This window comes from Plantibacter sp. VKM Ac-2885, assembly GCF_015351205.1.
GTDB classification, from domain to species: domain Bacteria; phylum Actinomycetota; class Actinomycetes; order Actinomycetales; family Microbacteriaceae; genus Plantibacter; species Plantibacter auratus.
Map to the genome: position 1 here is coordinate 556,085 of NZ_JADKSK010000002.1, position 24,307 is coordinate 580,391.

The 24,307-nt window shown below is 69.1% G+C and carries 21 protein-coding genes; 15 read left to right on the forward strand and 6 right to left on the reverse strand.

Annotated elements, in window-relative coordinates; genetic code table 11:
- Positions 1–111: 111 nt before the first annotated feature.
- Entirely contained in the window at positions 112–1,161 is a 1,050-nt protein-coding gene (locus ITJ66_RS15255; protein ID WP_194645150.1) for a LacI family DNA-binding transcriptional regulator, read from the reverse strand.
- 298 nt (positions 1,162–1,459) lie between these two features.
- Here ITJ66_RS15255 and ITJ66_RS15260 point away from each other — a divergent pair, with 298 nt between their 5' ends.
- The 3 genes from ITJ66_RS15260 to ITJ66_RS15270 all read left to right on the forward strand — a co-directional run bounded on the left by ITJ66_RS15260 (position 1,460) and on the right by ITJ66_RS15270 (position 5,005).
- The gene (locus ITJ66_RS15260; RefSeq protein ID WP_137243883.1) at positions 1,460–2,773 is read left to right on the forward strand and encodes an ABC transporter substrate-binding protein; all 1,314 of its coding nucleotides are present in this window, start codon (positions 1,460–1,462) and stop codon (positions 2,771–2,773) included.
- Between the two features lie 127 nt (positions 2,774–2,900).
- On the forward strand, positions 2,901–4,034 hold the full coding sequence (locus tag ITJ66_RS15265) for a carbohydrate ABC transporter permease (protein ID WP_137243882.1): 1,134 nt from the start codon (positions 2,901–2,903) through the stop codon (positions 4,032–4,034).
- A complete protein-coding gene (locus tag ITJ66_RS15270) occupies positions 4,031–5,005 on the forward strand; it encodes a carbohydrate ABC transporter permease (protein ID WP_079706730.1) in 975 nt (324 codons plus the stop codon). Before ITJ66_RS15265 ends, ITJ66_RS15270 begins: the two co-directional genes overlap by 4 nt.
- 343 nt (positions 5,006–5,348) lie before the next feature.
- Here the strand turns inward: ITJ66_RS15270 and ITJ66_RS15275 are convergent, their stop codons facing one another.
- On the reverse strand, positions 5,349–5,966 hold the full coding sequence (locus tag ITJ66_RS15275) for an endonuclease domain-containing protein (protein WP_191941750.1): 618 nt from the start codon (positions 5,964–5,966) through the stop codon (positions 5,349–5,351).
- 502 nt (positions 5,967–6,468) lie between these two features.
- On the opposite strand from ITJ66_RS15275, the gene ITJ66_RS15280 reads away from it, so the two are divergent.
- From ITJ66_RS15280 to ITJ66_RS15305, 6 genes are all read left to right on the forward strand, one after another.
- A complete protein-coding gene (locus ITJ66_RS15280; protein ID WP_194604487.1) occupies positions 6,469–8,358 on the forward strand; it encodes an ABC transporter ATP-binding protein in 1,890 nt (629 codons plus the stop codon).
- Between the two features lie 110 nt (positions 8,359–8,468).
- On the forward strand, positions 8,469–10,706 hold the full coding sequence (locus ITJ66_RS15285; protein WP_228501943.1) for an adenylate/guanylate cyclase domain-containing protein: 2,238 nt from the start codon (positions 8,469–8,471) through the stop codon (positions 10,704–10,706).
- Entirely contained in the window at positions 10,703–12,124 is a 1,422-nt protein-coding gene (locus ITJ66_RS15290; RefSeq protein ID WP_194645151.1) for a mechanosensitive ion channel domain-containing protein, read from the forward strand. The genes ITJ66_RS15285 and ITJ66_RS15290 overlap by 4 nt, the downstream gene beginning before the upstream one ends.
- 86 nt (positions 12,125–12,210) lie before the next feature.
- The gene (locus ITJ66_RS15295; protein ID WP_194645152.1) at positions 12,211–12,825 is read left to right on the forward strand and encodes a GntR family transcriptional regulator; all 615 of its coding nucleotides are present in this window, start codon (positions 12,211–12,213) and stop codon (positions 12,823–12,825) included.
- 121 nt (positions 12,826–12,946) lie between these two features.
- Positions 12,947–13,738 (forward strand): aquaporin, encoded by a 792-nt coding sequence (locus ITJ66_RS15300; RefSeq protein ID WP_194645153.1) that lies wholly within the window; start codon positions 12,947–12,949, stop codon positions 13,736–13,738.
- A gap of 163 nt (positions 13,739–13,901) precedes the next feature.
- Entirely contained in the window at positions 13,902–14,405 is a 504-nt protein-coding gene (locus tag ITJ66_RS15305; protein ID WP_194645154.1) for a hypothetical protein, read from the forward strand.
- Positions 14,406–14,498: 93 nt separating this feature from the next.
- Here ITJ66_RS15305 and ITJ66_RS15310 read toward each other — a convergent pair whose 3' ends face one another.
- The 3 genes from ITJ66_RS15310 to ITJ66_RS15320 form a co-directional block, all read right to left on the reverse strand.
- The gene (locus ITJ66_RS15310) at positions 14,499–14,708 is read right to left on the reverse strand and encodes an antitoxin (RefSeq protein ID WP_079706736.1); all 210 of its coding nucleotides are present in this window, start codon (positions 14,706–14,708) and stop codon (positions 14,499–14,501) included.
- 118 nt (positions 14,709–14,826) lie between these two features.
- Positions 14,827–15,615 (reverse strand): DUF305 domain-containing protein, encoded by a 789-nt coding sequence (locus tag ITJ66_RS15315; RefSeq protein ID WP_228501945.1) that lies wholly within the window; start codon positions 15,613–15,615, stop codon positions 14,827–14,829.
- 4 nt (positions 15,616–15,619) lie between these two features.
- Positions 15,620–16,324, reverse strand: a complete 705-nt coding sequence (locus ITJ66_RS15320; RefSeq protein WP_370582675.1) for a DUF3105 domain-containing protein — start codon at positions 16,322–16,324, stop codon at positions 15,620–15,622.
- 174 nt (positions 16,325–16,498) lie between these two features.
- Here ITJ66_RS15320 and ITJ66_RS15325 point away from each other — a divergent pair, with 174 nt between their 5' ends.
- Positions 16,499–17,743 (forward strand): Nramp family divalent metal transporter, encoded by a 1,245-nt coding sequence (locus tag ITJ66_RS15325; protein ID WP_370582676.1) that lies wholly within the window; start codon positions 16,499–16,501, stop codon positions 17,741–17,743.
- A 51-nt stretch (positions 17,744–17,794) separates the two neighbouring features.
- Here the strand turns inward: ITJ66_RS15325 and ITJ66_RS15330 are convergent, their stop codons facing one another.
- A complete protein-coding gene (locus ITJ66_RS15330) occupies positions 17,795–18,472 on the reverse strand; it encodes a metal-dependent transcriptional regulator (RefSeq protein WP_194645157.1) in 678 nt (225 codons plus the stop codon).
- Between the two features lie 171 nt (positions 18,473–18,643).
- Here ITJ66_RS15330 and ITJ66_RS15335 point away from each other — a divergent pair, with 171 nt between their 5' ends.
- From ITJ66_RS15335 to ITJ66_RS15355, 5 genes are all read left to right on the forward strand, one after another.
- Entirely contained in the window at positions 18,644–18,952 is a 309-nt protein-coding gene (locus ITJ66_RS15335; RefSeq protein ID WP_194645158.1) for a hypothetical protein, read from the forward strand.
- 194 nt (positions 18,953–19,146) lie between these two features.
- Positions 19,147–20,511, forward strand: coding sequence for a cystathionine beta-synthase (locus ITJ66_RS15340; RefSeq protein WP_064295706.1), 1,365 nt, complete (start codon positions 19,147–19,149; stop codon positions 20,509–20,511).
- A gap of 129 nt (positions 20,512–20,640) precedes the next feature.
- Positions 20,641–21,819: a cystathionine gamma-synthase gene (locus tag ITJ66_RS15345; protein WP_194645159.1), complete on the forward strand. Its 1,179-nt coding sequence runs from the start codon at positions 20,641–20,643 to the stop codon at positions 21,817–21,819.
- A gap of 160 nt (positions 21,820–21,979) precedes the next feature.
- Positions 21,980–23,485 carry an MFS transporter gene (locus ITJ66_RS15350; RefSeq protein ID WP_194645160.1) on the forward strand — a complete coding sequence of 502 codons (1,506 nt, stop codon included), beginning with the start codon at positions 21,980–21,982 and terminating at the stop codon, positions 23,483–23,485.
- A gap of 181 nt (positions 23,486–23,666) precedes the next feature.
- A complete protein-coding gene (locus ITJ66_RS15355) occupies positions 23,667–24,233 on the forward strand; it encodes a DUF1648 domain-containing protein (protein ID WP_194645161.1) in 567 nt (188 codons plus the stop codon).
- Positions 24,234–24,307 lie beyond the last annotated feature (74 nt).

Genomic DNA, 24,307 nt, shown 5'->3' on the forward strand with positions numbered 1-24,307 from the left:
CCCGTCACCGCGCCCCACTGACGCGAGCGCTCCCCTCCGGGGGCCCGCGCTCACGTCAGTGGGGCGCGCTCGCGTCAGCGCACCGCGCTGGGAGCGCAGCCGGGGGAGGGGCTACTCGGCGGACTCGGGGCGCGTCGTGGTCTGTCGGATCACCAGACGGGTCGGCCAGCGCACCTCGGAGACGGTACTGCCCGGCTCCCCGGAGTCCGGGGCCTGCGCGCGTTGCTCGTCCTCCAGGTCTTGGAGGAGGATCTCGACGGCATGCCGCCCCTGCGCGCGTGGCTCCTGCTCGAAGGTGGTGAGCGCGAACATCTCCGCGTAGGAGTGCCCGTCGATCCCGATGACCGACAGCTCCGCCGGAACGGTGATCCCGAGGCGTCGTGCGGCGATGATGATGCCGATCGCCACCTCGTCCGTCGAGGCGAACACCGCCGTCGGGCGGATCCTCGCATCCCGGAGCAACTGCGCCGCGGCTTCGTATCCGCCCGGCAGCGAGTGGACGGCGGGCAGGACGTGCACGGCCGAGGTGAGCCCTGCCTCCTCCATCGCCGCCAGGTAGCCGGCCAGGCGCCTGCCGTGCACGGTGTCCGTCTGGAGCTCGGCGTCGTGACCGGTGATGTGGGCGATGCGCGTGTGCCCGAGTGTCATGAGGTGTTCCGTCGCCTCGCGCCCGAGTGCCTGGTCGTCGATGTTGATGGAGTGGGCCCCGCGGATGTTGCCGCCGATCGACACCAGTGGACGGGGGTTGGCGAGCAGGCGCGCGATCTCGTCCTGCGAGGCCTCGATCCCGATCGAGATCATGCCGTCGAAGCGCTTGTTCGTGAGGTAGGCGTCGAAGATCCGATCGCGTTCCGGGGAGTCGGGCGGCAGATGGTGGAGTGTCAGGTCGTATCCCCGCGCACGGAGGGCTCCCTCGGCGCCTTCCAGGACCTCGCCGAAGTACCAGCGGTTGAGAAACGAGGTGAGGACGCCGATGGCCAGCGTGCGTCCGGTGGACAGGCTCGCGGCGATGGGCGAGGCGACGTACCCGATCGTGGCCGCGGCCTGCACGACCCGTTCCCGGGTCTCGGCCGACACGTATCCGCGCCCGGTGAGCGCTCGCGAGGCCGTCGCTTTCGAGACGCCGGCGAGGGCCGCGACATCACTGATGGCACCACTCATGCCGACTCCCTCCGTTGGGTAGCACCACCATAGCGAATCTGGAACAGACCTGGAACTGTCGACTGGAACCGATCCATAACATCTGGAACACGAATGGTCCGCCCAGGCGTGTGATTTCGGTGGGAGCGCTCTCACTGTCTATTTCGTTATGTTCTCGTGCTTGCATCCTGTCGCCGGGTGAAGTACTTTGACGCATGGAAACGGTTCCGCATCCGGACCGATTCCGCACCAGTGCATCATCGGAACGGCTCGACCCTGGAGACGTTCGAACCTGCAGCACTCAATGAGGAGGACACAGATGAGTTTCATTCGGACCCGCCGGACGGCCCTGCCGCTGGCCGTCCTGGCCGTCGCGGGCGTCGCGCTCACCGCTTGTTCAGGCGGATCGGGCAGCAGCGGCGGTGGCGACGACGACAAGACCGTCACCATCTACGGGACGATCGCCGACACCGAGGCGAAGCTGCTCGAGGAGAGCTGGGCCGACTTCGAGAAGGACAGCGGCATCACGATCAAGTACGAGTCCTCCAAGGAGTTCGAGTCGCAGATCGGTATCCGCGCCCAGGGTGGTAACCCGCCCGACCTCGCGATCTTCCCGCAGCCCGGCCTCCTGGCCGACCTCGCCAAGCGCGACTACCTGAAGCCCGCGCCCGACAGCGTCAAGGCGAACATCGAGAAGTACTGGTCGACGGACTGGGCCGCCTACGGCACCGTCAACGACACCGTCTACGGCGCGCCGCTCATGGCGAGCGTCAAGGGCCTCGTCTGGTACCAGCCGGCCAAGTTCAAGGAGTGGGGCGTCGAGGTCCCGAAGACCTGGGACGAGCTGCTCACGCTGACCAAGACCATCCAGGAGAAGACGGGTTCCGCACCCTGGTGCGCCGGCTTCGGCTCCGGCGACGCCTCGGGCTGGCCCGGCACCGACTGGATCGAAGACCTCGTCCTGCGCCAGCAGGGCCCGGACGTCTACGACGACTGGGTGGCCAACAAGGTCAAGTTCACCGACCCGAAGATCAAGGAAGCGTTCGACTCGGTCGGCGAGATCCTCAAGAACCCGGAGTACGTGAACGCGAGCTTCGGCGACGTGTCCTCGATCAACTCGACCGAGTTCGGTGACGTCGCTCCGGCGCTCGCCTCCGGCGCCTGCGCACTGCACCACCAGGCATCGTTCTTCTCCGGCTTCCTCGAGGACGCCGGCGCGACCGTCGCCCCCGACGGTGACGTGTGGGCCTTCGTGACCCCCGGCATCAAGGAGGGCGAGACCGCTGTCACCGGTGGTGGCGAGATCGTCGGCGCGTTCAGCGACGACGAGAGCACCGTGAAGGTCCAGGAGTACCTCTCGAGCCCTGAGTGGGCGAACAAGCGGGTCAAGCTCGGCGGCGTCATCTCGGCCAACAACGGCCTCGACCCGGCGAACGCCTCGACCCCGATCCTCAGCCAGGCGATCGAGATCCTGCAGGACGAGAAGACCACGTTCCGCTTCGACGCCTCCGACCTGATGCCCGGTGCCGTCGGCGCCGGAACCTTCTGGAAGGGCCTCGTGAACTGGATCAACGGCGACGAGACCGACCAGGTCCTCAAGGACATCGAAGCCGGCTGGCCCTCCAGCGAGTAATCGATATCCGGAACTGCTGCTCATGAGCGGAAGCGCCGGAGGGTGATCACTCTCCGGCGCTTCCGCCTCGGCAGTGGAACCCCCTAGGGTTCACTCAGGGTCCAACGCCGTACTCGAAAGGCCAGCTATGTCAGGTTTCCTCAACTGGTTGGGCGGACTCCCACCGCTCGCCCAGATCCCGATCGTCGTCATCGCCTTCGGTGCGGTGGTGGCCCTCCTCCTCTTCTTCGTGGACATAGCGCCACGCAAGGGCACCCTCTACACGGTCATCCGTCTGGCGTTCTGCGTCCTGGTGCCCGTCGTCGTCGTCCTCTTCTTCGGCTCGTTCCTGTGGGCCGCGGCCGTCGCAGCCGTCCTGGGTGGCGTGCTCTTCCTCCTCGACTACCGGTCCAAGAAGGGCGTCGGGTACCTCGTCCAGCTCGTCGGCTTCCTCGCACCGGCGTTCCTGCTGCTGCTGATCGGCCTGATCCTGCCGTCGATCAACACGACGATCGCCGCGTTCATGTCGGCGTCCGGTAAGAACTTCGTCGGCCTGAACAACTTCATCTGGCTGTTCACGCAGCCGAGCGCGATCCGCACCGTGATCAACACGATCATCTGGGTGCTGCTCGTCCCGGCGCTGTCGACGGCCTTCGGCCTCGCCTACGCGGTGTTCATCGACAAGTCCCGCGGCGAGAAGTACTTCAAGATCCTCGTCTTCATGCCGATGGCGATCTCCTTCGTCGGCGCATCCATCATCTGGCGCTTCATCTACGCCTACCGTGAGGCCGGCGCGACCCAGATCGGTCTGCTCAACCAGATCGTCGTGTGGTTCGGCGGCACCCCGGTGCAGTGGCTGCAGAACGAGCCGTGGAACACGCTGTTCCTCATCGTCGTGCTCATCTGGGTGCAGACCGGGTTCGCGATGGTCGTCCTGTCCGCCGCGATCAAGGGTGTCCCGACCGAGCAGATCGAGGCCGCCGAGCTCGACGGCACGAACGGCTGGCAGCGTTTCACCAACGTCATCGTCCCCGGCATCCGCTCCTCGCTGGTCGTCGTCGTCACGACGATCTCCATCGCGTCGCTGAAGGTCTTCGACATCGTCCGCACCATGACCGCCGGCAACAACGGCACCTCGGTCATCGCGAACGAGATGTACACCCAGTTCAAGAACTTCGAGAACGGCCGGAGTGCGGCGTTCGCCGTGATCCTGTTCATCCTCGTGCTGCCGATCGTCATCTACAACGCACGGCAGATCAAGAAGCAGAGGGAGATCCGATGAGTGCTGTGCAGCCGATCGAACTACCGATCGACGAGTCCACGAAGGACCAGCTCGCGAAGGGTGAACGCGGCATCGAGGCTGCGAGCCGACGGACGAAGAAGCGGCTCACGAGCCGTGGCGCGACCATTGCGGCCGTCGTCATCGCCGTGCTGTGGACGATCCCGACCTTCGGTCTCTTCGTCTCCTCGTTCCGGCCTGAGCAGCAGGTGAAGACCACCGGTTGGTGGACGATCTTCTCCGACTTCCAGGTCACCATCGACAACTACGTACAGGTGCTGCAGGCCGGCAACTCGACGCTGAACCTGGCGGGTTCGTGGGTCAACTCGATCGCCATCGCGGTCCCGGCGACCCTGATCCCGCTGGTGGTGGCGAGCCTCGCGGCGTACGCGTTCGCGTGGATCGACTTCCGCGGCAAGAACTTCCTGTTCATCCTCGTGTTCGCGCTGCAGGTGGTGCCGATCCAGATGGCGCTCGTCCCGCTGCTGTCGACCTTCTCCCGTGGCCTGAACATCTTCGGTCTGCAGGTCGGCGAGGGACTGGACGCGAGCGGCACCTTCGCCCAGGTGTGGATCGCCCACACCATGTTCGCGCTGCCGCTGGCGATCTTCCTGCTGCACAACTTCGTCGCGGAGATCCCCGGTGAGGTCATCGAGGCGGCACGCGTGGACGGCGCGGGTCACGGTCAGATCTTCTTCCGGATCGTGCTGCCGCTGACGATGCCCGCCATCGCGTCGTTCGCGATCTTCCAGTTCCTGTGGGTGTGGAACGACCTGCTGGTCGCGCTCATCTTCGCGGACGGCGAGGTCGCACCGATCACGAAGCTGCTGGCGGAGATCACCGGTACGCGTGGCAACGAGTGGCACCTGCTCACGGCTGGCGCGTTCATCTCGATCCTCGTCCCGCTCGTCGTGTTCTTCGCACTGCAGCGGTACTTCGTCCGCGGGCTCCTGGCCGGTTCGACGAAGGGCTGACCCGACGCGCGGTTCGATCCTCCGATCGACAGCGTCGTCGGTGCGCGAACGCCCCGGGAGCTCACGCTCCCGGGGCGTCCGTGCGTCTGCGGGTCATCTGGTCTGGTTCACAATTCAGGTGAGCCTCGGCGTGTCGGACCTGCCGCCGGGAGACTCAGTCAGGCTCGCCGAATCCGTCCTGAATTGTGAACAAGGAGACAGGTGTGGGAGTTCGACGGCAGTGTTCACAATTCAGGAGAGCCTCGGCGTGCCCCGCCCGACTGACCGGGTTGTGGACGCAACACTCCGCGGACATCCTGAGTTGTGCACCGAGAGCAACGGCACATCGAACGACCAGTAGAGGTCACGATTCGGCGAGAGCCGAACGAATGGCTCCTTCGACGGCGTACCAGTCGTCCATGACCATCCGGTAGGTGAATCGGAGGACGCGGTACCCGCGGATCACCAGCATCGCGTCCCGCCAGCGGTCGTGCTCGTGAGCATCTGGCGTGTCGTGGAACTCACGTCCGTCCCACTCGATCACGATCCGTCCCGCCAGGACGAGGTCGACCCGTCCTACCCCATCGATAAGTACCTGGTGGACTCCGCGGATGCCCGCACGCTCGAGGCGGATCCGGCCGATGGTCTCGAGGAAGCTGTGGCAGCCGCTCTCTCGCCGGGGGAGGGCGTCGAAGAACCGGCGGGGGAGTTCCCGCAGCCAGTCCTCGAGATGAGCTGCGCCGCGTGGATCGACGTTGATGAAGGAGTCGAATGCGGCGACGGCGAGGTCGGGATGCTGGCAGGCTGCGATCTGCAGGGTGGTCTCGTACGGCGAGGTCAGGAGCTTCGGTCGGTCATCTCTGGAGAGGGGCGAGTGCCAGTGCAGAACGAGACCTTGCAGGTCGCGGAACTCCTCGCCACTGGGGTAGGTCGTCCGGTCATCGGGATGGCGGAGTCGTGAGGCGTTCTCTGTGAGGCTCACATGCAACTCACCCCTCCGAGCAACGGCCCAGCCGTAACGCTCCGCGGCTGAAACACAGCCCAGTCGCCCGCCCACCCGTACGGCCCGGATCAAGGCTGGATCTGCGGCGGGTGCCGCGTACCAGCCACGGCGTGGTCGGACGAGGAGTCCTGTCGCCACCGCGAAGGTCAGTTGTCGCCCCGTGAAACCGTGGTCGATCAGTTCACGCCGAGTCGCCACCTGTCCCAGGTGCTCTACGGCGGTCGCGAGTCCGATCATCGCTCCAGCGTCCTCGTGTCGCATCCGCTGCGATGACGCACGCCTGCGCCGATGTGCACCGATGACCGGTTCGACCGGTTGTGGAGCACGCTCGTGTCGGTTCACAACTCAGGATCGGGGACGGCGTGTCGGCCAGCAGGCACACAAACGGAGGCGAAACGCCGAGCCACTCCTGAGTTGTGAACCGCGGGACGGGGAGAGGGGCGGGAGGGACGGTGGGCGGGGATAGGGTGGCGGGATGAGCATGCACGGCGGACGGGGCGGGCCACGCGGCGGTGCACCCGGGGGCGGCGGGCCCCGCGCGGGCAGCCGCGTCAGCGGTGGCGACATGGCGGCGCAGAAGGCGCTCAACGCCGAGGCACCGAGGATCCCGAATCTCGGCAAGCGCATCGTCGCGCTGTTCGTGCCCTTCCGCGCGAAGATCATCCTCACGATGGTGCTCGTCGTCATCGGTGCCGCCCTCGCGGTGCTCCCTCCGCTGCTGGTCAAGCAGGCGTTCGACGTCGGTCTGTTCCCGACCGACGGTGGCAGTCCGAACCTCGTCGCCCTCGCGGAGATCGTGGGCGTGATGGTGGCGCTGTTCATCATCGCCGCCCTGCTCGGCGTCTGGCAGACCTACCTCACGGCGACCGTCGGCAACAGCGTCATGGGTGCCCTGCGCATCAAGCTGTTCTCGCAACTGCAGGCGATGGAGCTGAGCTTCTTCACCCGCACGAAGACGGGCATCATCCAGTCGCGCCTCCAGAACGACGTCGGCGGCGTCGCGAACGTCCTCACCAACACCGTGTCGAGCGTGCTCGGCAACACCGTGACGGTCATCTCCGCGCTCGTCGCGATGCTCATCCTCAACTGGCAGCTGACGATCGTCGCCCTCATCCTCATGCCGATCCTCGTGATCGCGCAGCGCCGCGTCGGTCAGGTCCGGGCACGGATCGCGACGAAGACGCAGGAGTCGCTGTCGGAGATGACCGCGATCACCCAGGAGGCCCTGAGCGTCTCCGGCGTGCTCCTCGCGAAGAGCTTCAACCGCCAGGACACCGAGGTCGAGCGCTACAGCGCGGAGAACCGCACCCAGATCCGCCTCCAGGTCAGCCAGGCGATGAGCGGTCAGTGGTTCTTCGCGATGGTGAACATCTTCCTGTCGTCCATCCCCGCGATCGTCTACCTCGTGGCCGGCTGGCTCATCACGGGCGGCGCGGCTGACGTCACCGCCGGCTCGATCGTGGCCTTCACCACCATCCAGGCCCGCCTGCTGTTCCCGCTCATGGGCGTCATGCGCGTCGCCCTCGACCTGCAGACCTCCGGCGCCCTCTTCGCGCGGATCTTCGAGTACCTCGACCTCAAGCCCGCGATCGCCGACCGCCCCGGAGCCGCACCGCTCCCGAGCGTCGCACCGCAGATCCGCTTCGACGACGTCACCTTCCGGTACGCCGACGCCCAGGACGACTCGACCCCCACCCTCGACGGCGTCTCCTTCACGATCGAACCCGGACAGTTCGCTGCGTTCGTCGGGCCCTCGGGAGCGGGCAAGACGACCATCTCCTACCTCATCCCGCGCTTCCAGGAGGTGTCGGGTGGCCGGGTCATGGTGGCGGGTGCCGACGTCCGCGACGTCACGCAGGAGTCCCTCGTCTCCCGCATCGGGATCGTCAGCCAGGAGACCTACCTGTTCCATGCGACGATCGCGGAGAACCTCCGCTACGCGAAGCCAGACGCGACCCTCGACGAGCTCGAGACGGCCTGCCGCGCGGCGAACATCCACGAGACGATCGCTCGGTTCGAGGACGGCTACGACACGCTCGTCGGGGAACGCGGCTACCGCTTGTCCGGCGGCGAGAAGCAGCGCATCGCCATCGCGCGCGTACTGCTGAAGGACCCGGAGGTACTCATCCTCGACGAGGCGACGAGCGCCCTCGACACGATCTCCGAACGGGTCGTCCAGGTCGCCCTCGATGACGCGACCCGCGGACGCACCACGGTGTCGATCGCCCACCGCCTGTCGACCATCGTGCATGCCGACGTCATCTTCGTCCTCGACCGCGGGCGCATCGTGGAGCGCGGCACCCACCAGGAACTGCTCGCCGCCGGCGGCGTGTACGCGACCCTCTACGCCCAGCAGGCCGTCACCGTCTGAGCGGTCCAGCCCATTGTGCGCGTGTGGCACGGGTGGCTAGAGTGAGCGCCATCGTGACCCCCGAAGGAGGGGGTGACCGTGCACCGCCGGATCGAGTAGGGGACTCGTCGATGACCGCAGCTGTGGACGCACCATCCGGACCCTCGCCAGACGGCGCCGCGCCGACAGGCCGGTCTGGCCCGCCGATTCCACCGGCACCCTCCTCGGCCGCCAGGTCCCGCAGGTTCGGCCGCGGACGGTTCGGTCGCCCCGGCTTCAGCATCCAGTCGAAGCTGCTCGTCATGCTGCTGCTCGTCAGCGTGGGGGCGTCGATCGTCACCGGGATCGTCGGCTACCTGTCCGGCAGTGACTCGTTGCGCCAGGCGTCCTTCGAGCGGCTGACCGAGGTCCGGGAGTCCCGCGCCCGTGAGATCACGAACTACTACGACCAGACGCGCGACTCCCTCGTCGTCTACACCCGCGGCACCACGGTGGTCGACGCGATGAACGGCTTCCACGACGCCTTCCACGAGTTGGAGGAGCAGCCGGTGGACCCGGCGCGCGCGTCGACGGTGACGTCGTTCTACGAGGACACGTTCGCGCCGGAGCTCGCCGAACGCACCGGAGACGAGGCGGATCCCGCCGCGTTCATCCCGACGAACCCGGCCGAGACCTACCTGCAGTCGGTGTACACGCCGGGCGACCTCGACTACGACACCGCCATCACCGTCGACGACGCCGGTGACGGGAGCGCCTGGTCGTCCGTGCACGCGCAGTACCACGACTACTTCCGCGAGATCATCGACCGCTTCGGCTACGAGGACGCCCTGCTCATCGACGACGAGGGCGACGTCGTCTACAGCGCCTACAAGGGTCCGGACCTCGGCACGAACGTCCTCACCGGCCCCTACAAGGGCGGGGTGCTCGAGGACGGCTTCACCGCGGCGCTCCGGTCGAACGCGATCGACTACGTGGGCATCACCGACTTCGAGCGCTACCAGCCGTCGCTCAACGTCCCGACGCAGTGGATCTTCTCACCGGTCGGCGAGAACGGTCGGGTCGACGGGGTGATGGCGCTGCAGGTCCCGATCGAGGCGATCAACGACATCATGACCGGCTCCGGCCAGTGGGAGCAGGACGGCCTGGGGGAGACCGGCGAGACGTACCTCGCCGGGCCCGATCAACTCATGCGCTCGACCTCCCGCCTGCTGATCGAGGACCCGAAGGCGTACGAGCGGGCCGCGGTCGCCGCCGGCACACCGCCGGAGACCGCCGCGCGTGCCGTGGCCGTCGCCGGGACGATCCAGATCCAACCGACCCGCACCGTCTCGGTCGAGCGTGCGCTCGCGGGCGAGACCGGCACGACCATCGGGCGCGGCTACCTCGGTGAGGAGAACCTGACGGCGTACACACCGCTCGACATCGACGGGCTCCAGTGGGTGCTCGTCGCACGGATCGACGCGTCGGAGGCCTTTGCGCCGGTGACCGACTTCACCCGCAACCTCGTCATCTCGGTGCTCGCCATCGTCGTCGTGGTGTCGTTGCTCTCCCTGCTCCTGGCGCAGGTGTTCGCCAGGCCGGTCCGGGCGCTCGTCGGCGCGGTGCGGCGCGTGGCCGGTGGCGACTACAGCGTCGAGGTGCCGAACACCCGACGCGACGAGTTCGGCGATCTCGGCACGGCCTTCAACGACATGAGCCGCAGCCTGAGACTCAAGCAGGAGCTCATCGAGGAGCAGCGAGCGGAGAACGAGAAGCTGCTGCTCACCCTCATGCCGGCCTCGGTCGCCAAGCGTTACAAGGACGGTGAGGAGACGATCTCCGAGGTCCACCAGGACGTGTCCGTCATCTTCGCCGACCTCGTCGGGTTCGACGACCTGACCCGCGGCCTCGATCCGGAGCGGGAGCTGTCGATGCTCAACGCGCTGGTCCGCAGCTTCGACGAGGCGGCCGAGCGCCTCGGGATCGAGCAGGTGCGGACGCTGCGGGAAGGGTATCTCGCGAGCTGCGGACTGATCGTCCCACGCGTCGACAACGTGCGTCGGACCCTCGACTTCGCGCTCGAGATGCGCACGATCGTCGAACGCTTCAACGCGCAGCACCAGGCGAACCTCACCCTGCGGGTCGGTGTGGACGCCGGTGTCGTGACGAGCGGCCTCGTCGGCCGGACGAGCCTCGCCTACGACATGTGGGGCGATGCGGTCAGTCTCGCCAACCAGGTGCAGTCGGTCTCCGGGACGGCCGGCATCTTCGTGAGTCAGCGGGTCCGTGACCGCATGCAGGACACCGTGGCGTTCGAGGCCGCCGGCACCGTGGAGACGCGCGGGGGTCCGCAGGCCGTCTGGCAGGTCGTCTCGGGGCCGAAGTCATGACGCAGGTGTGGCAGGAGGCGTGGTTCCCTTGGGCCGTGGCGCTGGCCGTCGGCGTCCCCGTGCTGCTCATCGTCCTGACCGAGGTGCTCGGTGCGCTCAACCGCCGGAAGCACGCGGCGGCGAAACCGATCCGTCTGTTGCGGAACTACGTGGTGCCGGTCGGCGCGGTGTTCGCGCTCCTGGTGTTCGCCACGGCGCGGGCGGACGACAGCACCTGGGTGCGGATCGTCGGCACCCTCCTCGGGTTCCTCGTGATCCTGCTCATCCTCTCCGCGTTCAACGTCGCCCTGTTCGCGAACGCCGAGGAGGGGTCGTGGCGCGACCGGATCCCGTCGATCTTCGTCGACCTGGCGCGGCTGGCCCTCATCCTCATCAGCCTCGCGATCCTGTTCTCCTGGGTGTGGGGAGCCGACATCGGCGGGCTCGTCACCGCGCTCGGCGTGACGTCGATCGTGATCGGCCTCGCCCTGCAGAACGCGGTCGGCGGGGTCATCTCCGGACTGCTGCTGCTGTTCGAGCAGCCGTTCCGGCTCGGTGACTGGCTCGACACGGGGAGCGTCCGCGGTCGCGTGGTCGAGGTCAACTGGCGCGCCGTGCACCTCGACACCGGCAACGGCATCCAGATCGTCCCGAACTCCTCGCTCGCCGGGGCGTCGTTCACGAACCTCAGCCAACCGGTCGGTGCGTACACCGCGAGCGTCGAGGTGACCTTCTCGACCGACGACCCGCCGGACGACGTGCTCCGGCTGCTCCGCGAGGTCGGATCGGGTCTGCCGATGCTCGAGCCGGGGGACGCGGTGTCCGCGTCCTACCTCGGTGCCGCGCGGTTCTCCGTCACGCTGCCGGTGTCCGGGCCGTCCACGGCCGACGCCGCGGTCGCCCTGTTCCGCGCGTGGCTCTGGTACGCCTCGCGGCGCCGTGGTCTCGCGCTCGACGGCGACGGCACCGACCCGATCGCGACGCCGGAGCGCTTGCGGAGTGCCATCGCCGCACTGGCACCGACCCTCCATGCGCGGGAGGAGGACTACGACGACCTCGCCCGGACGTGCACACTCGAGCGGTACGGGCCGGGGGAGACCATCCAGCAGGCGGGCACGATCCCCGGCGCGATGCGGTTCCTCGTCGAGGGCGGCGTCCATCTCGCGGTGCCGACGACGGACGGGCTCATCACCTTCCAACGACTCGGCGTCGGCGACTTCATCGGCCAGACGGCGCTGACGAGGGAGGTCGCCATGGCCGCCGCGATCGCCGACGGCACGACCCTGGTCCTGCGGATGCCGCTGTCCACCATCGACCAGCTCGTGCGCAGCAAGCCCCGCCTGGCCCAGGAGATCGGCGCCTCCATCGACAACAAGCATCGGCAGGCGCAGGCGGCGCTCGCCGAGGCGGGGATCGTCCGCGGTACGATCGGCCGGTAGCCAGCAGCCGTCCCCACCCGAGCGAGGAACCGATGCCGAACCCCGATGGGCCGTCCGGGTCGCGGCCGTCTCCCACGGGCGAGTCCGTGACTGAACGGATCCGCAACGCGATCTACGACGGGACGCTCGCCTCCGGTGAGCTGCTCATCGAGGAGGAGCTGCGGGTGTGGCTCGGCGCGCCGACGGATGCGATCGACGCAGCACTCCGGGAACTCGAACGCGTCGGACTGGTCGAGACGGCACCGCAACGGCACGCCCGTGTCGCGCAGCCACGGGCCGAGGACCGGACAGCCGTGCTGCAGACCCTCGGAGCGCTCGTCAGCGGCGTCGTCCGGGTCACCGTCCCGACGTTGACCGCGGGGCAACGTGCCGAGCTCCTGGCGTTCGTCGAGCACACGATGACGACGGTGACGGCGGAGGACGCGGATGCGCACGGCCGCTGCGTCTGGGGCCTCGTGGACCGGTTCCTGAAGCACTGCGAGAACCCGGTCCTCGTCACGGCGACGAAGGATGTGATCGGCGCCCTGATCTACCGCGTCGCGGCGACGCGGTCGGCTGAGACGGTGGACTGGTCGGATCTGCGCGTCGGGTACCCGCACCTCCGCTCCGCGATCGCCTCGGGTGACGCCGTCGGCGCGGAGCTCGCGATCGAGCACGTCTTCCGGCTCCAGGTCCCGCTCCACGACCTGGAGGTGCACTGACGGACGGCGACATGCGGACCGCGGGCTGTCGCCGGTGGGACGCGGGGCAATAGTCTGCTGATGGCGCGGTGCTCGCCAGAGCTCCGCGTCCACGTCGTCACCTCGAGCGAGAAGAGCCCAGATGTCCTCCCCGGAAGTCCCACCCTCCGTCGAACCGACCACCGCGTCGCAACTCCTCGCAGAGCTGGCCGGCACCTTCCTGCTGGTCTTCGGTCTCGTCGGGACGGCGACCTTCTCCGCGTTCTTCGGCGAGGAGACCTCCAACCCCCTGGGCGTCGGTTTCCTCGGGGTGGCGATCGCCCTCGGCCTCTCGGTGACCATCGCCGCCTACGCGTTCGGCCCCATCTCCGGCGGGCACTTCAACCCGGCGGTGACGCTCGGGCTGGCCGCCGCCGGTCGGTTCCCCTGGCGCGCGACGTGGACGTTCATCCTCGCGCAGCTCGTCGGAGCGTTCCTCGGCGCACTCGCGGTGTTCGGCCTCGCGGCCGGCGGCCCGACGGGCTTCCTCGACAAGGCCGTTGCGAGCGGCTTCGTCTCGAACGGCTTCGGTGAGCTCTCGCCCGGCGGATTCGGACTCGTCTCGGCGATCGTGATCGAGGTCGTCATCACCGCACTGTTCCTCTACGTCATCCTGGGTGTCACGCACACACGGGCGGCCGCGGGCTTCGCGCCGATCGCCATCGGCGGCGCCCTCACGCTGTTCCTGTTGATCGCGATCCCGATCGACAACGGCTCGATCAACCCGGCGCGCTCCATCGCGACCGCCATCTTCGGCGGGGGTGACTGGCTCGCGCAGGTCTGGGTGTTCATCGTGTTCCCGATCATCGGCGCGCTGATCGCCGGATTCAGCTACCGGATCCTGTTCGAGGGGACCCGCCCGGTGGGTTCCCGACCGGTCGCGAACCGCAGCTGAGTCGTCTGAGCGTCGCCCGCACCCCGTCCGCCCTGGTGGACGGGGTGCGTCGTTTCGGGCCGGCACCCCGCGAACGCGGGCAACCCGCATTGGGGGACGCGCTTTCCACGGGCACCGAGCATGCTTGAGGTTCGAGCGCCGGAACCTTGGAGGGGCGATGACGATGACCGAACGCGACGCCCCCACGACCGCGTGGGTGGGTCCGCTGCAGGATGGCGGCAGCATGCCCGATGCGCCGCTCCCTCCGGACGTCGCCTGGGAGCTCCTCCGGGAGGCGCTCGTCGAGGACTTCATCGACGACCTCCCGCGTCCGGTCCGGACGGCGGAACTCGCGGCGCGGCTCCATGTGAGCCGAGCGTCGCTCATGACGAACATCCGTCGCGGCAATGTGGTCGCGAACCGTCGCGCCGGCCGATGGGAGATCGACACCGTCGCGAGCCGCACCTATCTGCGGTCGGCCATCCTCAGCCTCGGTGAACGTCGTCGCGCGCTGAGCGGTGTCGATGAAGACCGCTCCGCGACCGTGCAACTGACGCTCAGCGGACGCGCGTCAGAAGTCCTCTCGGACCTCATGCAGGACACGCACCTGTCCGCCCCGGAACTCGTGGCCATCGCGCTCGACCGGTTCCGGAGCAACCCCGTCGACGCCGGCGTCGACGGGCGCTGACCGGCACGGAGTGACGATCGAGCGCTGATCGCCGCCGGCGCGAACGGCCGGGCGCCCGTCGGGACCCGGCCGTCACGCGTCTCGAGCCGGGGACTACTCGTTGCCGACGGCCTTGTCCGCCGCGTCGCGGGCGCCGTCGATCTGCTCGTCGAACTTGCCGCCGGTGACCTTCTTGGCCGCGTCGGCCACGCTGCCGAGGAGCTTGTCGCTGATGTCCTCGGCCTGCTCGCTCTTCAGTGCGTCCTTGACCTTGTTGTCCTTCAGGAATTCCTGAGCCTTCTTGGTGATGTCGTCGAGTGCCATTCGTCGCTCCTGTTCATCGGGCCCGTTCGGGCGTCGGGATCATTCTTCGCCGTCAGTCGGTGTTCTGGCTAGCCCCTTGTCGGAGCCCGCAGCTCGCCCGGGCGGTCGACGGGAGGCGTCAGTCGGCGAGGTCGACCGGTCCGCCCCGGTCGTCGAGCATGCCGGTCATGAGCTCGATCTCCGCCTGCTGGCTCGCGATCACCGCGCGCGTGAAGGCCAGCGCGGTCGCGTTCGTGGTCCGCGGCTGCAGCGCCTCGGCCATCTCGACCGCGCCACGGTGGTGGGCGATCATCAGGGTGAGGAACACGCGCTCCGCCTGGAGGCCGGACGCCGCTGTCAGCTGGTCGATCTGGGCTGGTGTGGCGAGGCCCGGCATCGGGTCGCCAGGGGTGTGGGTGGACCCCGGGGTCGCCGTGTCGCCGCCGTGCGCATGGCCGCTGGCACCCGTGAGCGTGGGGAGCGTCATCCACGTCATGTCCGGCTGCCGCGAACCCTGCGGCAGGTTCCACTGTACGAGCCAGTCGTACAACTGACCGGACTGCTGCGCCTGGGTGGTCGCGATGTCGTACGCGAGGGTGCGCACGTCGACCGCGTCCGTCCGGTCGCGGATGATCATGGCGAGCTCGACGCCCTGGTTGTGGTGCACCTGCATGTCGCGCGAGAAGCCCGCTTCGGCGCTCGTCGTGGTGGGTGTCGGGTCGGCGAGCGTGCTGAGCCGACCGACCGAGAAACCGATCGCCGCGGCGACCATGATCGCGACGACGGCCATCGCGGCGATGACGACGCGGGTCCGGCTGGAGCCGTCGGGGGAGCCCTGCGCTTCCCAGGCGGCGAGTTCCTCGTCGGTCACGCCGTCGTCGGCCGGTTCACCGGTCGTCGGGGCGTCAGGTGTGCTCGCCGGGGTCAACGGATCAGACCTTGCCGGGACCGTCGATCGCGCCCGTGCAGGCCGCGCCGGGTTCCGGGACGTTGTTGCTCTTCCAGAACTCCTCGAAGAAGTCGGCGATGCGCGCGTCACTCGCGTTGTTGACCTGCAACTGCGAGTTCCAGCCGCTCAGCACGATCGGCGAGGGGAGGTCGGACTTCGGCGACAGGACGACGTACGTGGTGGGGAGCAGCTCCTTGAGCTTCGTGAGCTCCGCGTCGCTGAGGGACGGATCGTAGGTGACCCAGATCGCACCGTGCTCGAGGGAGTGGACCGCGTTCTCGTTGGTCTGCTCCTCGGTGTAGATGCCGCAGTTCAGCCAGTACTGGTTGTGCGGGCCACCTGCCGGCGGGTTCTGCGGGTAGTCGACCGTGCCCTCGACGTGCTCCGAGGTGTTCTGGAACAGTTCCACGCCCGCGATGTCCTGGCCGGTGCCGGTGCCACCGCCGGGGTAGCTGGCGTTCTTCGGCAGGGTGAGGACGACGCTCGTGATGAGGACCGCGATGACGGCCACGCCGCCCACGACACCAGCCCAGATCCCGATGCGGCGGTTGCGGTTCTTCCGCTTCTGCGCCTGCTTGAACGCCGCGACCTTGGCCTGACGCTGGGCTTCGCGCTCCTGTTTGACGCTCTGCTGCTTGACGGCGGGCGGGACGGGGGCGTTCTTGGGGCGATCTGCTGCAGGGGTCACGGGGGCCTCTCGAAAAGTTGTATGCGTAACTATCGAACCAGATGCGCTTCCGGGGGCCGTTCCGGCGGCTGACGATGCGCAGTCGATTCTCAGGCTCATCCAAGCAGACAGCGGGTGAATCCAAGAGTTAGCATCGTCTAACAAATGTAGCTCGGTCTTGCTAACATGGCCGACGTGACCACTGACCTCGCCGCTCCGACGACCCGCGCGCCCCGCGGACCACGACTCCTGTTCCTCCTCGGGCCCGCCTTCGTGGCGGCGATCGCCTACGTCGATCCCGGGAACGTCGCGGCGAACCTCACGGCGGGAGCCCAGTACGGCTACCTGCTGGTTTGGGTGCTCGTCGCCGCGAATGCGATGGCGGTGCTCGTCCAGTACCTCTCCGCCAAGCTCGGCCTCGTCACCGGGCAGAGCCTGCCCGAGCTGCTCGGCTCGCGACTGCGCACCGGCCCGCGTCGGCTCTACTGGGTGCAGGCGGAGCTCGTCGCCGCCGCGACCGACCTCGCCGAGGTGATCGGCGGCGCCGTGGCGCTGTACCTGCTGTTCGGGATCCCGCTCGTGCTCGGCGGCGTCATCGTCGGGGTCTTCTCGATCGTGCTCCTCGCCGTGCAGAACTGGTACGGCCAGCGGCACTTCGAGTTCGCGATCCTGACGCTCCTCGCCGTCATCGCCGTCGGCTTCCTCGCCGGTCTGTTCGTCAGTCCCGTCGACTGGGGTGCCGCGGCCGGTGGCCTGGTGCCGCGGTTCGAGGGCACGGCGACGGTCCTGCTCGCCGCGAGCATGCTGGGCGCGACGGTCATGCCGCACGCGATCTACCTCCACTCCTCGCTCAGTCGGGACCGGCACAGCGTCCAGACGAGCGACGGTGCCATCCGTCGGCTCATCGTCGCGACCCGCTGGGACGTCGCCGCGGCACTCGTCCTCGCCGGAGCGGTGAACATCGCGATGCTCCTGCTCGCGGCCGCGTCGCTCGGCGGCGTCGAGGGGACGGACTCGATCGAGGGGGCGCACGCGGCGATCACCGCGGCGCTCGGGCCGGTCATCGGCGTGATCTTCGCCATCGGGCTGCTCGCCTCGGGGCTCGCATCGACGTCGGTGGGTGCCTACGCGGGAGCCGCGATCATGGGTGGGCTCCTCAAGGTGCGCATCCCGTTGCTCGCCCGACGCGTCATCACGCTCATCCCGGCGCTCGTCATCCTGGCGGCGGGCATCGACCCGACCACCGCGCTCGTGCTGAGCCAGGTGTTCCTCAGCCTCGGGATTCCCTTCGCGCTCATCCCGCTCGTGCGCTACACGGGCGACCGGCGGATCATGGGTGTCCACGTCGACCAGCTCGCCACCCGGGTGTTCGCCTGGATCGTGGTCGCGCTCATCGTCACGCTGAACGTCGCGCTCATCGTGCTGACGTTCTTCGGGTGATCCGCCCGGCGGTTCACCCGCCCGAACCTGGGCGAACGGAGAGGGCGGCGGTCAGGCGACGACCGTCACCCAGACGGCGTCGGCGGCGAGCCGACCGAGCGTGAGTCGGGTGCCGGTCGCGGTGAGCCGGAGTTCCAACTCGCCCGCGAACGCACGGTGGTCGTCCACGCTGAGTTCGGTGTCGAGGACGATGCCGAGGGTGCTCAGGTGGCGGAGGGTCTCCGGGTCGGCGTCCGAGATGCGGCACACCATGAGCGGGCTGTCGGACGGCGCCTCGTTCAACCGGACCGCGTCCGGGCGGTGCGGGGTGCCGTCGGCAGAGGGGATCGGGTCGCCGTGCGGATCGCGGATCGGGTGGCCGAGCGCGGCGTCGATGCGCTCGATCATCGTGTCGCTCGCCGCGTGCTCGAGGATCTCCGCCTCGTCGTGGACCTCGTCCCAGCCGTAGCCGAGCATCTCGACGAGGAAGGTCTCGATGAGCCGGTGCCGCCGCACCATCGCGACCGCGTGCGCCTGCCCGGCGGGGGTGAGCTCGATGCTGCCGTAGGGCTCGTGCACGACGAGTCCCTGGGCGGCGAGTCGCTTCACGGCGTCGGAGGCGGTCGCGGGACGGACACCCATGCGATCCGCGAGCAGCTTGACGGTGGCCGACTCGTCGGCCCACTCGGAGGTCGTCCAGATCGTCTTGAGGTAGTCCTGGGAGACGGCGGAGAGGCCGGAGACGGTCATGCCCCCAGTCTAGGGAGCGCGGTGCGCGTCCATCATGCGGCCGTCGGCAGGCCACCGGGTGTTCACGCCCGCCTGGCAGAATGGGCACCGGCACCCCCGAACAGGGCACCCGACTGCTACGGTCGAGTCCTCGCACCCGCGAACACCGATCCATCCGACGAGAAGGGCCACGTGATGTCCCAGGCGCTGCGCACCTCGACCGCACGGCTCGGATCCGGCGCGCGTGCCACGCTCGAACTCGTCGCCGCGGCCATGGCGGGCGAAGGCCACCTGGACGCACCCGGGGCGGACGGGACACCGCGTCGTCGCCCGGTCGAGCTCGCGTTGCGCCGGCTCCCTGCGCTGCTAGCAGTGCTGCTGCTCGCCGCGGTCGTGCTCACGGTCATCGGTGTCCTCATGGTGCTGACCCTCGCCGTCCGGCTGGTGTCCTCGGCTGTCTCGGCACTCGGTCCGCGGCAGCGACTCGTCGCGATCCACTGACGCCCGATCGGCCCCGTCATCCGGCTGCGTTCCCTGCACTCGCCGGGTAGGGTGGTCAGCATGCGTCTCCGCCTGTCGTGTTCCTGCTGTCCCCGCTGAACCGTCCCTGCCGGGATGCCGCCTCAGCCGCCCCAGCCATCCGGTGACGCACGCGAGAGTCGTGCGGTGACGCACCACAGGAACAGATTGCAGACATGAACTACGCAGACTCCGTCCTCGATCTCATCGGGAACACGCCCCTCGTCAAGCTCAACCGGGTCACCGAGGGCATCGCGGCCACCGTGCTCGTCAAGGTCGAGTACCTCAACCCGGGCGGCTCCTCGAAGGACCGCATCGCGACGCGCATCATCGACGCCGCCGAGGCGTCAGGCGACCTCAAGCCGGGCGGCACGATCGTCGAGCCGACCTCCGGCAACACCGGTGTCGGCCTCGCCCTCGTCGCCCAGCAGCGCGGGTACCGCTGCGTGTTCGTGCTGCCCGACAAGGTCGGCGAGGACAAGCGGAACGTGCTCACCGCCTACGGCGCGGAGATCGTCGTCACGCCCACCTCCGTCGCCCCTGACAGCCCCGACTCCTACTACAGCGTGTCCGACCGCCTCACCGCCGAGATCCCGGGTGCGTTCAAGCCCAACCAGTACGCGAACCCGAACGGGCCGCGCAGCCACTACGAGTCCACCGGTCCCGAGATCTGGCGCGACACCGAGGGCGAGATCACCCACTTCGTCGCGGGCGTCGGCACCGGAGGCACCATCTCCGGGACGGGCAAGTACCTCAAGGAGGTCTCCGAGGGCGGCGTGCGCATCATCGGTGCAGACCCGGAGGGCTCGGTCTACTCGGGCGGCACCGGTCGCCCGTACCTCGTCGAGGGCGTCGGCGAGGACTTCTGGCCGACCGCGTACGACCCGTCCATCCCCGACGAGATCATCGCCGTCACCGACGCCGAGTCGTTCGCGATGACGCGTCGCCTCGCCCGTGAGGAGGGACTGCTCGTGGGCGGCTCCAGTGGCATGGCGGTCCAGGCCGCTCTCGTCGCGGCCCGCGACCTCCCGGCGTCCGCCGTGGTCGTCGTCCTCCTGCCCGACGGCGGGCGCGGCTACCTCGGCAAGATCTTCAACGACTCCTGGCTGCAGTCCTACGGCTTCAGCGAGGTCGCCGACGACCGCACCGTGGGCGACATCCTCCGTGGCAAGGGCTCGGAGATGCCGGACCTCGTGCACGTGCACCCGAGCGACACCGTCCGCGACGTCGTCGACATCATGACCGAGTACGGCGTCTCGCAGCTCCCGGTGCTGAGCGCCGAGCCACCCGTGGTGATGGGCGAGGTCGTCGGCGCGATCGACGAGGCGAGCCTCATGGACGCCGTCTTCAGCGGCGCGGCCAAGATGAACGACGCCGCGAGCGCGTTCGTCGGCGACCCGCTGCCGCTCATCGGTCTCGGCGAGTCCATCCCGGCTGCGCGCGCCGCGCTCGGTTCCGCCCCGGCGTTCCTCGTCACCGACGGCGGCAAGCCGATCGGCGTCATCACGCGACACGACCTCCTCACCTACCTGGCGGGTTGAGCATGGGCGGCATGCGGGTCGTATGGGCGGAGTCGGGGCGATGTCCCGACCACGCCCGACCCCGGTGACCCCGTCCGACCGGTCGCCCACCCAGACACCTCCCCGAATCCTGAATCGAAAGAGTCACCCATGAGCAAGCACGACCACGGCTTCGCCACCCGCAGCATCCACGCCGGACAGGAGTTCGACCCCACCACCGGGGCGATCATCCCGCCGATCTACCAGACGTCGACCTTCGTCCAGGACGGCGTCGGCGGGCTCCGCGGCGGCTACGAGTACAGCCGCTCCGCCAACCCGACCCGCACGGCGCTCGAGACGCAGCTCGCCGCCCTCGAGGGTGCGAAGCACGGCTTCTCCTTCGCCTCCGGCCTCGCCGCCGAGGATGCGCTCATCCGCACGGCGCTCCGCCCCGGCGACCACATCGTCATCGGCAACGACGTCTACGGCGGCACCTACCGGCTGATCAACCGGGTACACGGCGCCTGGGGGATCGAGCACACGGTCGTGGACCTCGGCGACCTCGCGGCCGTCGAAGCGGCGATCATCCCGGGCCGCACGAAGCTGCTGTGGGTGGAGACGCCGAGCAACCCGCTCATGAAGATCAGCGACATCGCGGCGCTTGCAGCCCTCGCGCACCGCCACGAGGTGCTCTCCGTGGTGGACAACACCTTCGCCTCGCCGGCGCTGCAGCAGCCGCTCTCGCTCGGGGCCGACTTCGTCGTGCACTCCACGACGAAGTACCTCGGCGGCCACTCCGACGTCCTCGGTGGCGCCATCATCATGAACGACGACGAGCTCGCCGAGCAGCTCGGCTTCGTGCAGTTCGCCGCCGGCGCGGTCTCGGCCCCGCTCGACGCGTGGCTGACGACGCGTGGCATCAAGACCCTCGCGGTCCGCATGCGTCAGCACAGTGCGAACGCGCAGGCGATCGCCGAGTTCCTCGACGGCCACGCCGCCGTCGAGCGCGTCTACTACCCGGGCCTCGAGAGTCACCCCGGTCACGAGCTCGCCGCCCGCCAGATGTCCGGGTTCGGCGGCATGTTGTCGCTCGCGCTCGTCGGTGGCCCGGCTGCAGCCACGCGCCTCGTCGAGAAGACGAAGCTGTTCGCGCTCGCCGAGTCGCTCGGCGGCGTCGAGTCGCTCATCGGCCTGCCGGCGCAGATGACGCACGCCTCGGTGAAGGGCACGGAGCTGGCTGTCCCCGAGAACGTCGTCCGGCTGTCGGTCGGCATCGAGGACGTCGCCGACCTCATCGCCGACCTCGACCGCGCGCTCGCGAAGGTCCTGAAGGCGAGCGCCAAGCACTAGCGGGCCGTTCCGGCTCGTTCGCAATTCAGGAGGGCTGCGGCGCGCCCTACGCCGAACCCGTCGACCGGCGACGGCGCGCCGGGCACGTCCTGAATTGTGAACGGGTCGGGGTTCGTCAGCGCTTGACCTCAAGTCACGTTGAGGTTCTAGGCTCGGAATCGTGACCACAGCGACGACCCCCGAGCCCGCGACCGGAGCCGACCCGACGCCCCGCGACCGCGGGATCTTCAGCCGCCGGTTCGTCCTCGTCACCATCGGTGCGTGCGCGCTCGTGTTCCTCGGCGCCTTCGAGTCCCTCGCCGTCACGACGATCATGCCGCTCGTGAGTGGCGAGCTCGGCGGAGAGCAGCTCTACGCGCTCGCCTTCGCCGGCCCGCTCGCCGTCAGTGTCATCGGCATGGTCGCCGCGGGCTCGGTCGCCGACCGGATCGGTCCAGTCCAGCCGCTGCTCGCCTCCGTCGTCCTGTTCCTCGTCGGTCTCCTCCTGGCCGGAACCGCGACCACGATGTGGGCCGTCGTCGCCGGACGCCTCGTCCAGAGCCTCGGTTCGGGAGCGATGACCGTCGCCCTGTACGTCCTCGTCGCCCGCATCTACCCACCGGCCCTGCACCCGCGGATCTTCGCCGGGTTCGCGGCCGCCTGGGTCGTCCCCTCCCTGATCGGGCCGTTCCTCGCCGGGGTGGTCGCCGAGCGGTTCAGCTGGCACTGGGTCTTCCTCGGGGTCGTCGGCCTCGTGGTCGTCGCGACGCTCCTCCTCCTGCCGGCCCTCCGGATGCTGCGGGCCTCCGCAACCGAGCGCGCCGAGCGGCAGGCCGCCGAGCAGGAGTCGGCGAAGGATGGCGGCGAGGCAGCCCCCGTCGCGCGGACGGGCGCGGAGCTGCGTCGACTCGGCTGGGCGGTGCTCGTCGCGGCGGCGGTCCTCGCGGTCAACCTCTCGACGGAGTTCTCGGGATGGACCGCCTGGGCGCTCCCGGTCGTCGGTGCCGTGGTCGCGATCCTCGCCCTCCGACCACTCATCCCGCTCGGCACGCTCACCGCACGCCGCGGGCTCCCGACGGTCATCCTGGTGCGCGGACTGACCTCCGCCGCGTTCTTCGGCGCCGAGGTGTACGTGCCGTACCTGCTGACCCGCGAGCACGGGCTCACGCCGGCGCTCGCCGGACTCGCGCTCACCGGTGGGGCGATCGCGTGGTCGCTGTCGTCCTGGTTGCAGGGGCGCCTCGGGGACCGGCTGTCGAATGCGAACGCCGTGCAGATCGGGTCGTCACTCGTCACGGTCGCCGTCGCGATCGCCCTGTCCGCCGCCCTCGTCGGCCTGCCGCCGGTGGTGCCGATCGTCGCCTGGGTGGTGAGCGGCGGCGGCATGGGCCTCATGTTCCCGCGACTCAGCGTCATGACGCTCGCCTACTCCGACGAGCGCTCGCAGGGGTTCAACAGTGCGGCGATGTCGATCGGCGACGCGATCGGCGGTGCCCTCGCCCTCGCGGCGACCGGGCTGGCGTTCACGGCGCTCGACGGCTCCGGGGCGTTCGCCGGGCTGGGCTGGATCGCTCCCGGCGGGATCGCGTTCGCCGGGTGCTTCGCGATCGCGCTGGTCGCCGGTGTCGCGGCGGTCGTCGTCGCGCGTCGGGTGAGCCGACCAGCGGAGCCAGGCTCGACCGGGTGAGCCGAGACGCCGTCGCCTGGGTAGTGCTGCGGTGCGTGGGGGGTAGCGTCGCCCACGCATCGCTGCAGTGTCCAGGCGGCGTCGCGAGGCGCGGGACAGGCGTGCTGGGTATCGTTGATGACGATATGCCGGGCGTCGGCGGCTGGTGCACCGAGGGGGCCTCGTGCAGGTGAGGAGCGCCATGCAGGACCCGACGATCGCCCGCCCGGCACGGCCCGTACGGCGGCCGCCCGTCTGGCCGCATCTCGTCGCACTCGTCATCGTCGCGGCGACGCTGGTCGTCGGCCTGGTGGTGTATCCGTCCGCTCCTGATCCGATGCCGGTGCACTTCGACGCCGCGCTCCAGCCGGACGCCTGGGCGGACAAGAGTCTCGGCGGGTTCCTGCTCCCGGTCATCATCGGCGCCGCGGTCGTGGCGATCTTCTGGATCGTGGCCGCCTGCCTGCCGCTCGCCGGAACGACCCGATCGGATGGCGGCCCCCGCCCACCGGCGGCTGCATCGACGTGGTCCACACAACTGTCGCCTCGTCCCGAGGTGACAGCGGCCACGACGGCGGCCACGACGCGGCTGCTGGGCGACATGTCGATCGCGACCGCCGCGCTCATCGCCGTCGTCGCACTCACCACCTGGCTCGGCGTGCCCGCGTGGATGGCGCCCTGGCTGCTCCCGGTGCTGATGGCGGCGTTCTTCGGATCGCTCGCCGTCTCGTGCGTCCGGGTGTTCCGTGCGCAACGCGGGCTCGTGTGATGGCGCCCGCGTCCACGAGCGGTGCCGAAGCCGCGTACCCTTGATGCGTACGTCTCGGCTCGTCCCCCCAGTGA

Bases quoted from the DNA above. Each gene is read 5' to 3' on its own strand.
- ITJ66_RS15280 (WP_194604487.1), top strand. From the start codon at position 6,469: ATGCACGGCGGACGGGGCGGGCCACGCGGCGGTGCACCCGGGGGCGGC.
- ITJ66_RS15355 (WP_194645161.1), top strand. From the start codon at position 23,667: ATGCAGGACCCGACGATCGCCCGCCCGGCACGGCCCGTACGGCGGCCG.
- ITJ66_RS15265 (WP_137243882.1), top strand. From the start codon at position 2,901: ATGTCAGGTTTCCTCAACTGGTTGGGCGGACTCCCACCGCTCGCCCAG.
- ITJ66_RS15345 (WP_194645159.1), top strand. From the start codon at position 20,641: ATGAGCAAGCACGACCACGGCTTCGCCACCCGCAGCATCCACGCCGGA.
- ITJ66_RS15255 (WP_194645150.1), bottom strand. From the start codon at position 1,161: ATGAGTGGTGCCATCAGTGATGTCGCGGCCCTCGCCGGCGTCTCGAAA.
- ITJ66_RS15290 (WP_194645151.1), top strand. From the start codon at position 10,703: ATGACGCAGGTGTGGCAGGAGGCGTGGTTCCCTTGGGCCGTGGCGCTG.
- ITJ66_RS15305 (WP_194645154.1), top strand. From the start codon at position 13,902: ATGACCGAACGCGACGCCCCCACGACCGCGTGGGTGGGTCCGCTGCAG.
- ITJ66_RS15340 (WP_064295706.1), top strand. From the start codon at position 19,147: ATGAACTACGCAGACTCCGTCCTCGATCTCATCGGGAACACGCCCCTC.
- ITJ66_RS15300 (WP_194645153.1), top strand. From the start codon at position 12,947: ATGTCCTCCCCGGAAGTCCCACCCTCCGTCGAACCGACCACCGCGTCG.
- ITJ66_RS15270 (WP_079706730.1), top strand. From the start codon at position 4,031: ATGAGTGCTGTGCAGCCGATCGAACTACCGATCGACGAGTCCACGAAG.
- ITJ66_RS15330 (WP_194645157.1), bottom strand. From the start codon at position 18,472: ATGACCGTCTCCGGCCTCTCCGCCGTCTCCCAGGACTACCTCAAGACG.
- ITJ66_RS15310 (WP_079706736.1), bottom strand. From the start codon at position 14,708: ATGGCACTCGACGACATCACCAAGAAGGCTCAGGAATTCCTGAAGGAC.
- ITJ66_RS15285 (WP_228501943.1), top strand. From the start codon at position 8,469: ATGACCGCAGCTGTGGACGCACCATCCGGACCCTCGCCAGACGGCGCC.
- ITJ66_RS15260 (WP_137243883.1), top strand. From the start codon at position 1,460: ATGAGTTTCATTCGGACCCGCCGGACGGCCCTGCCGCTGGCCGTCCTG.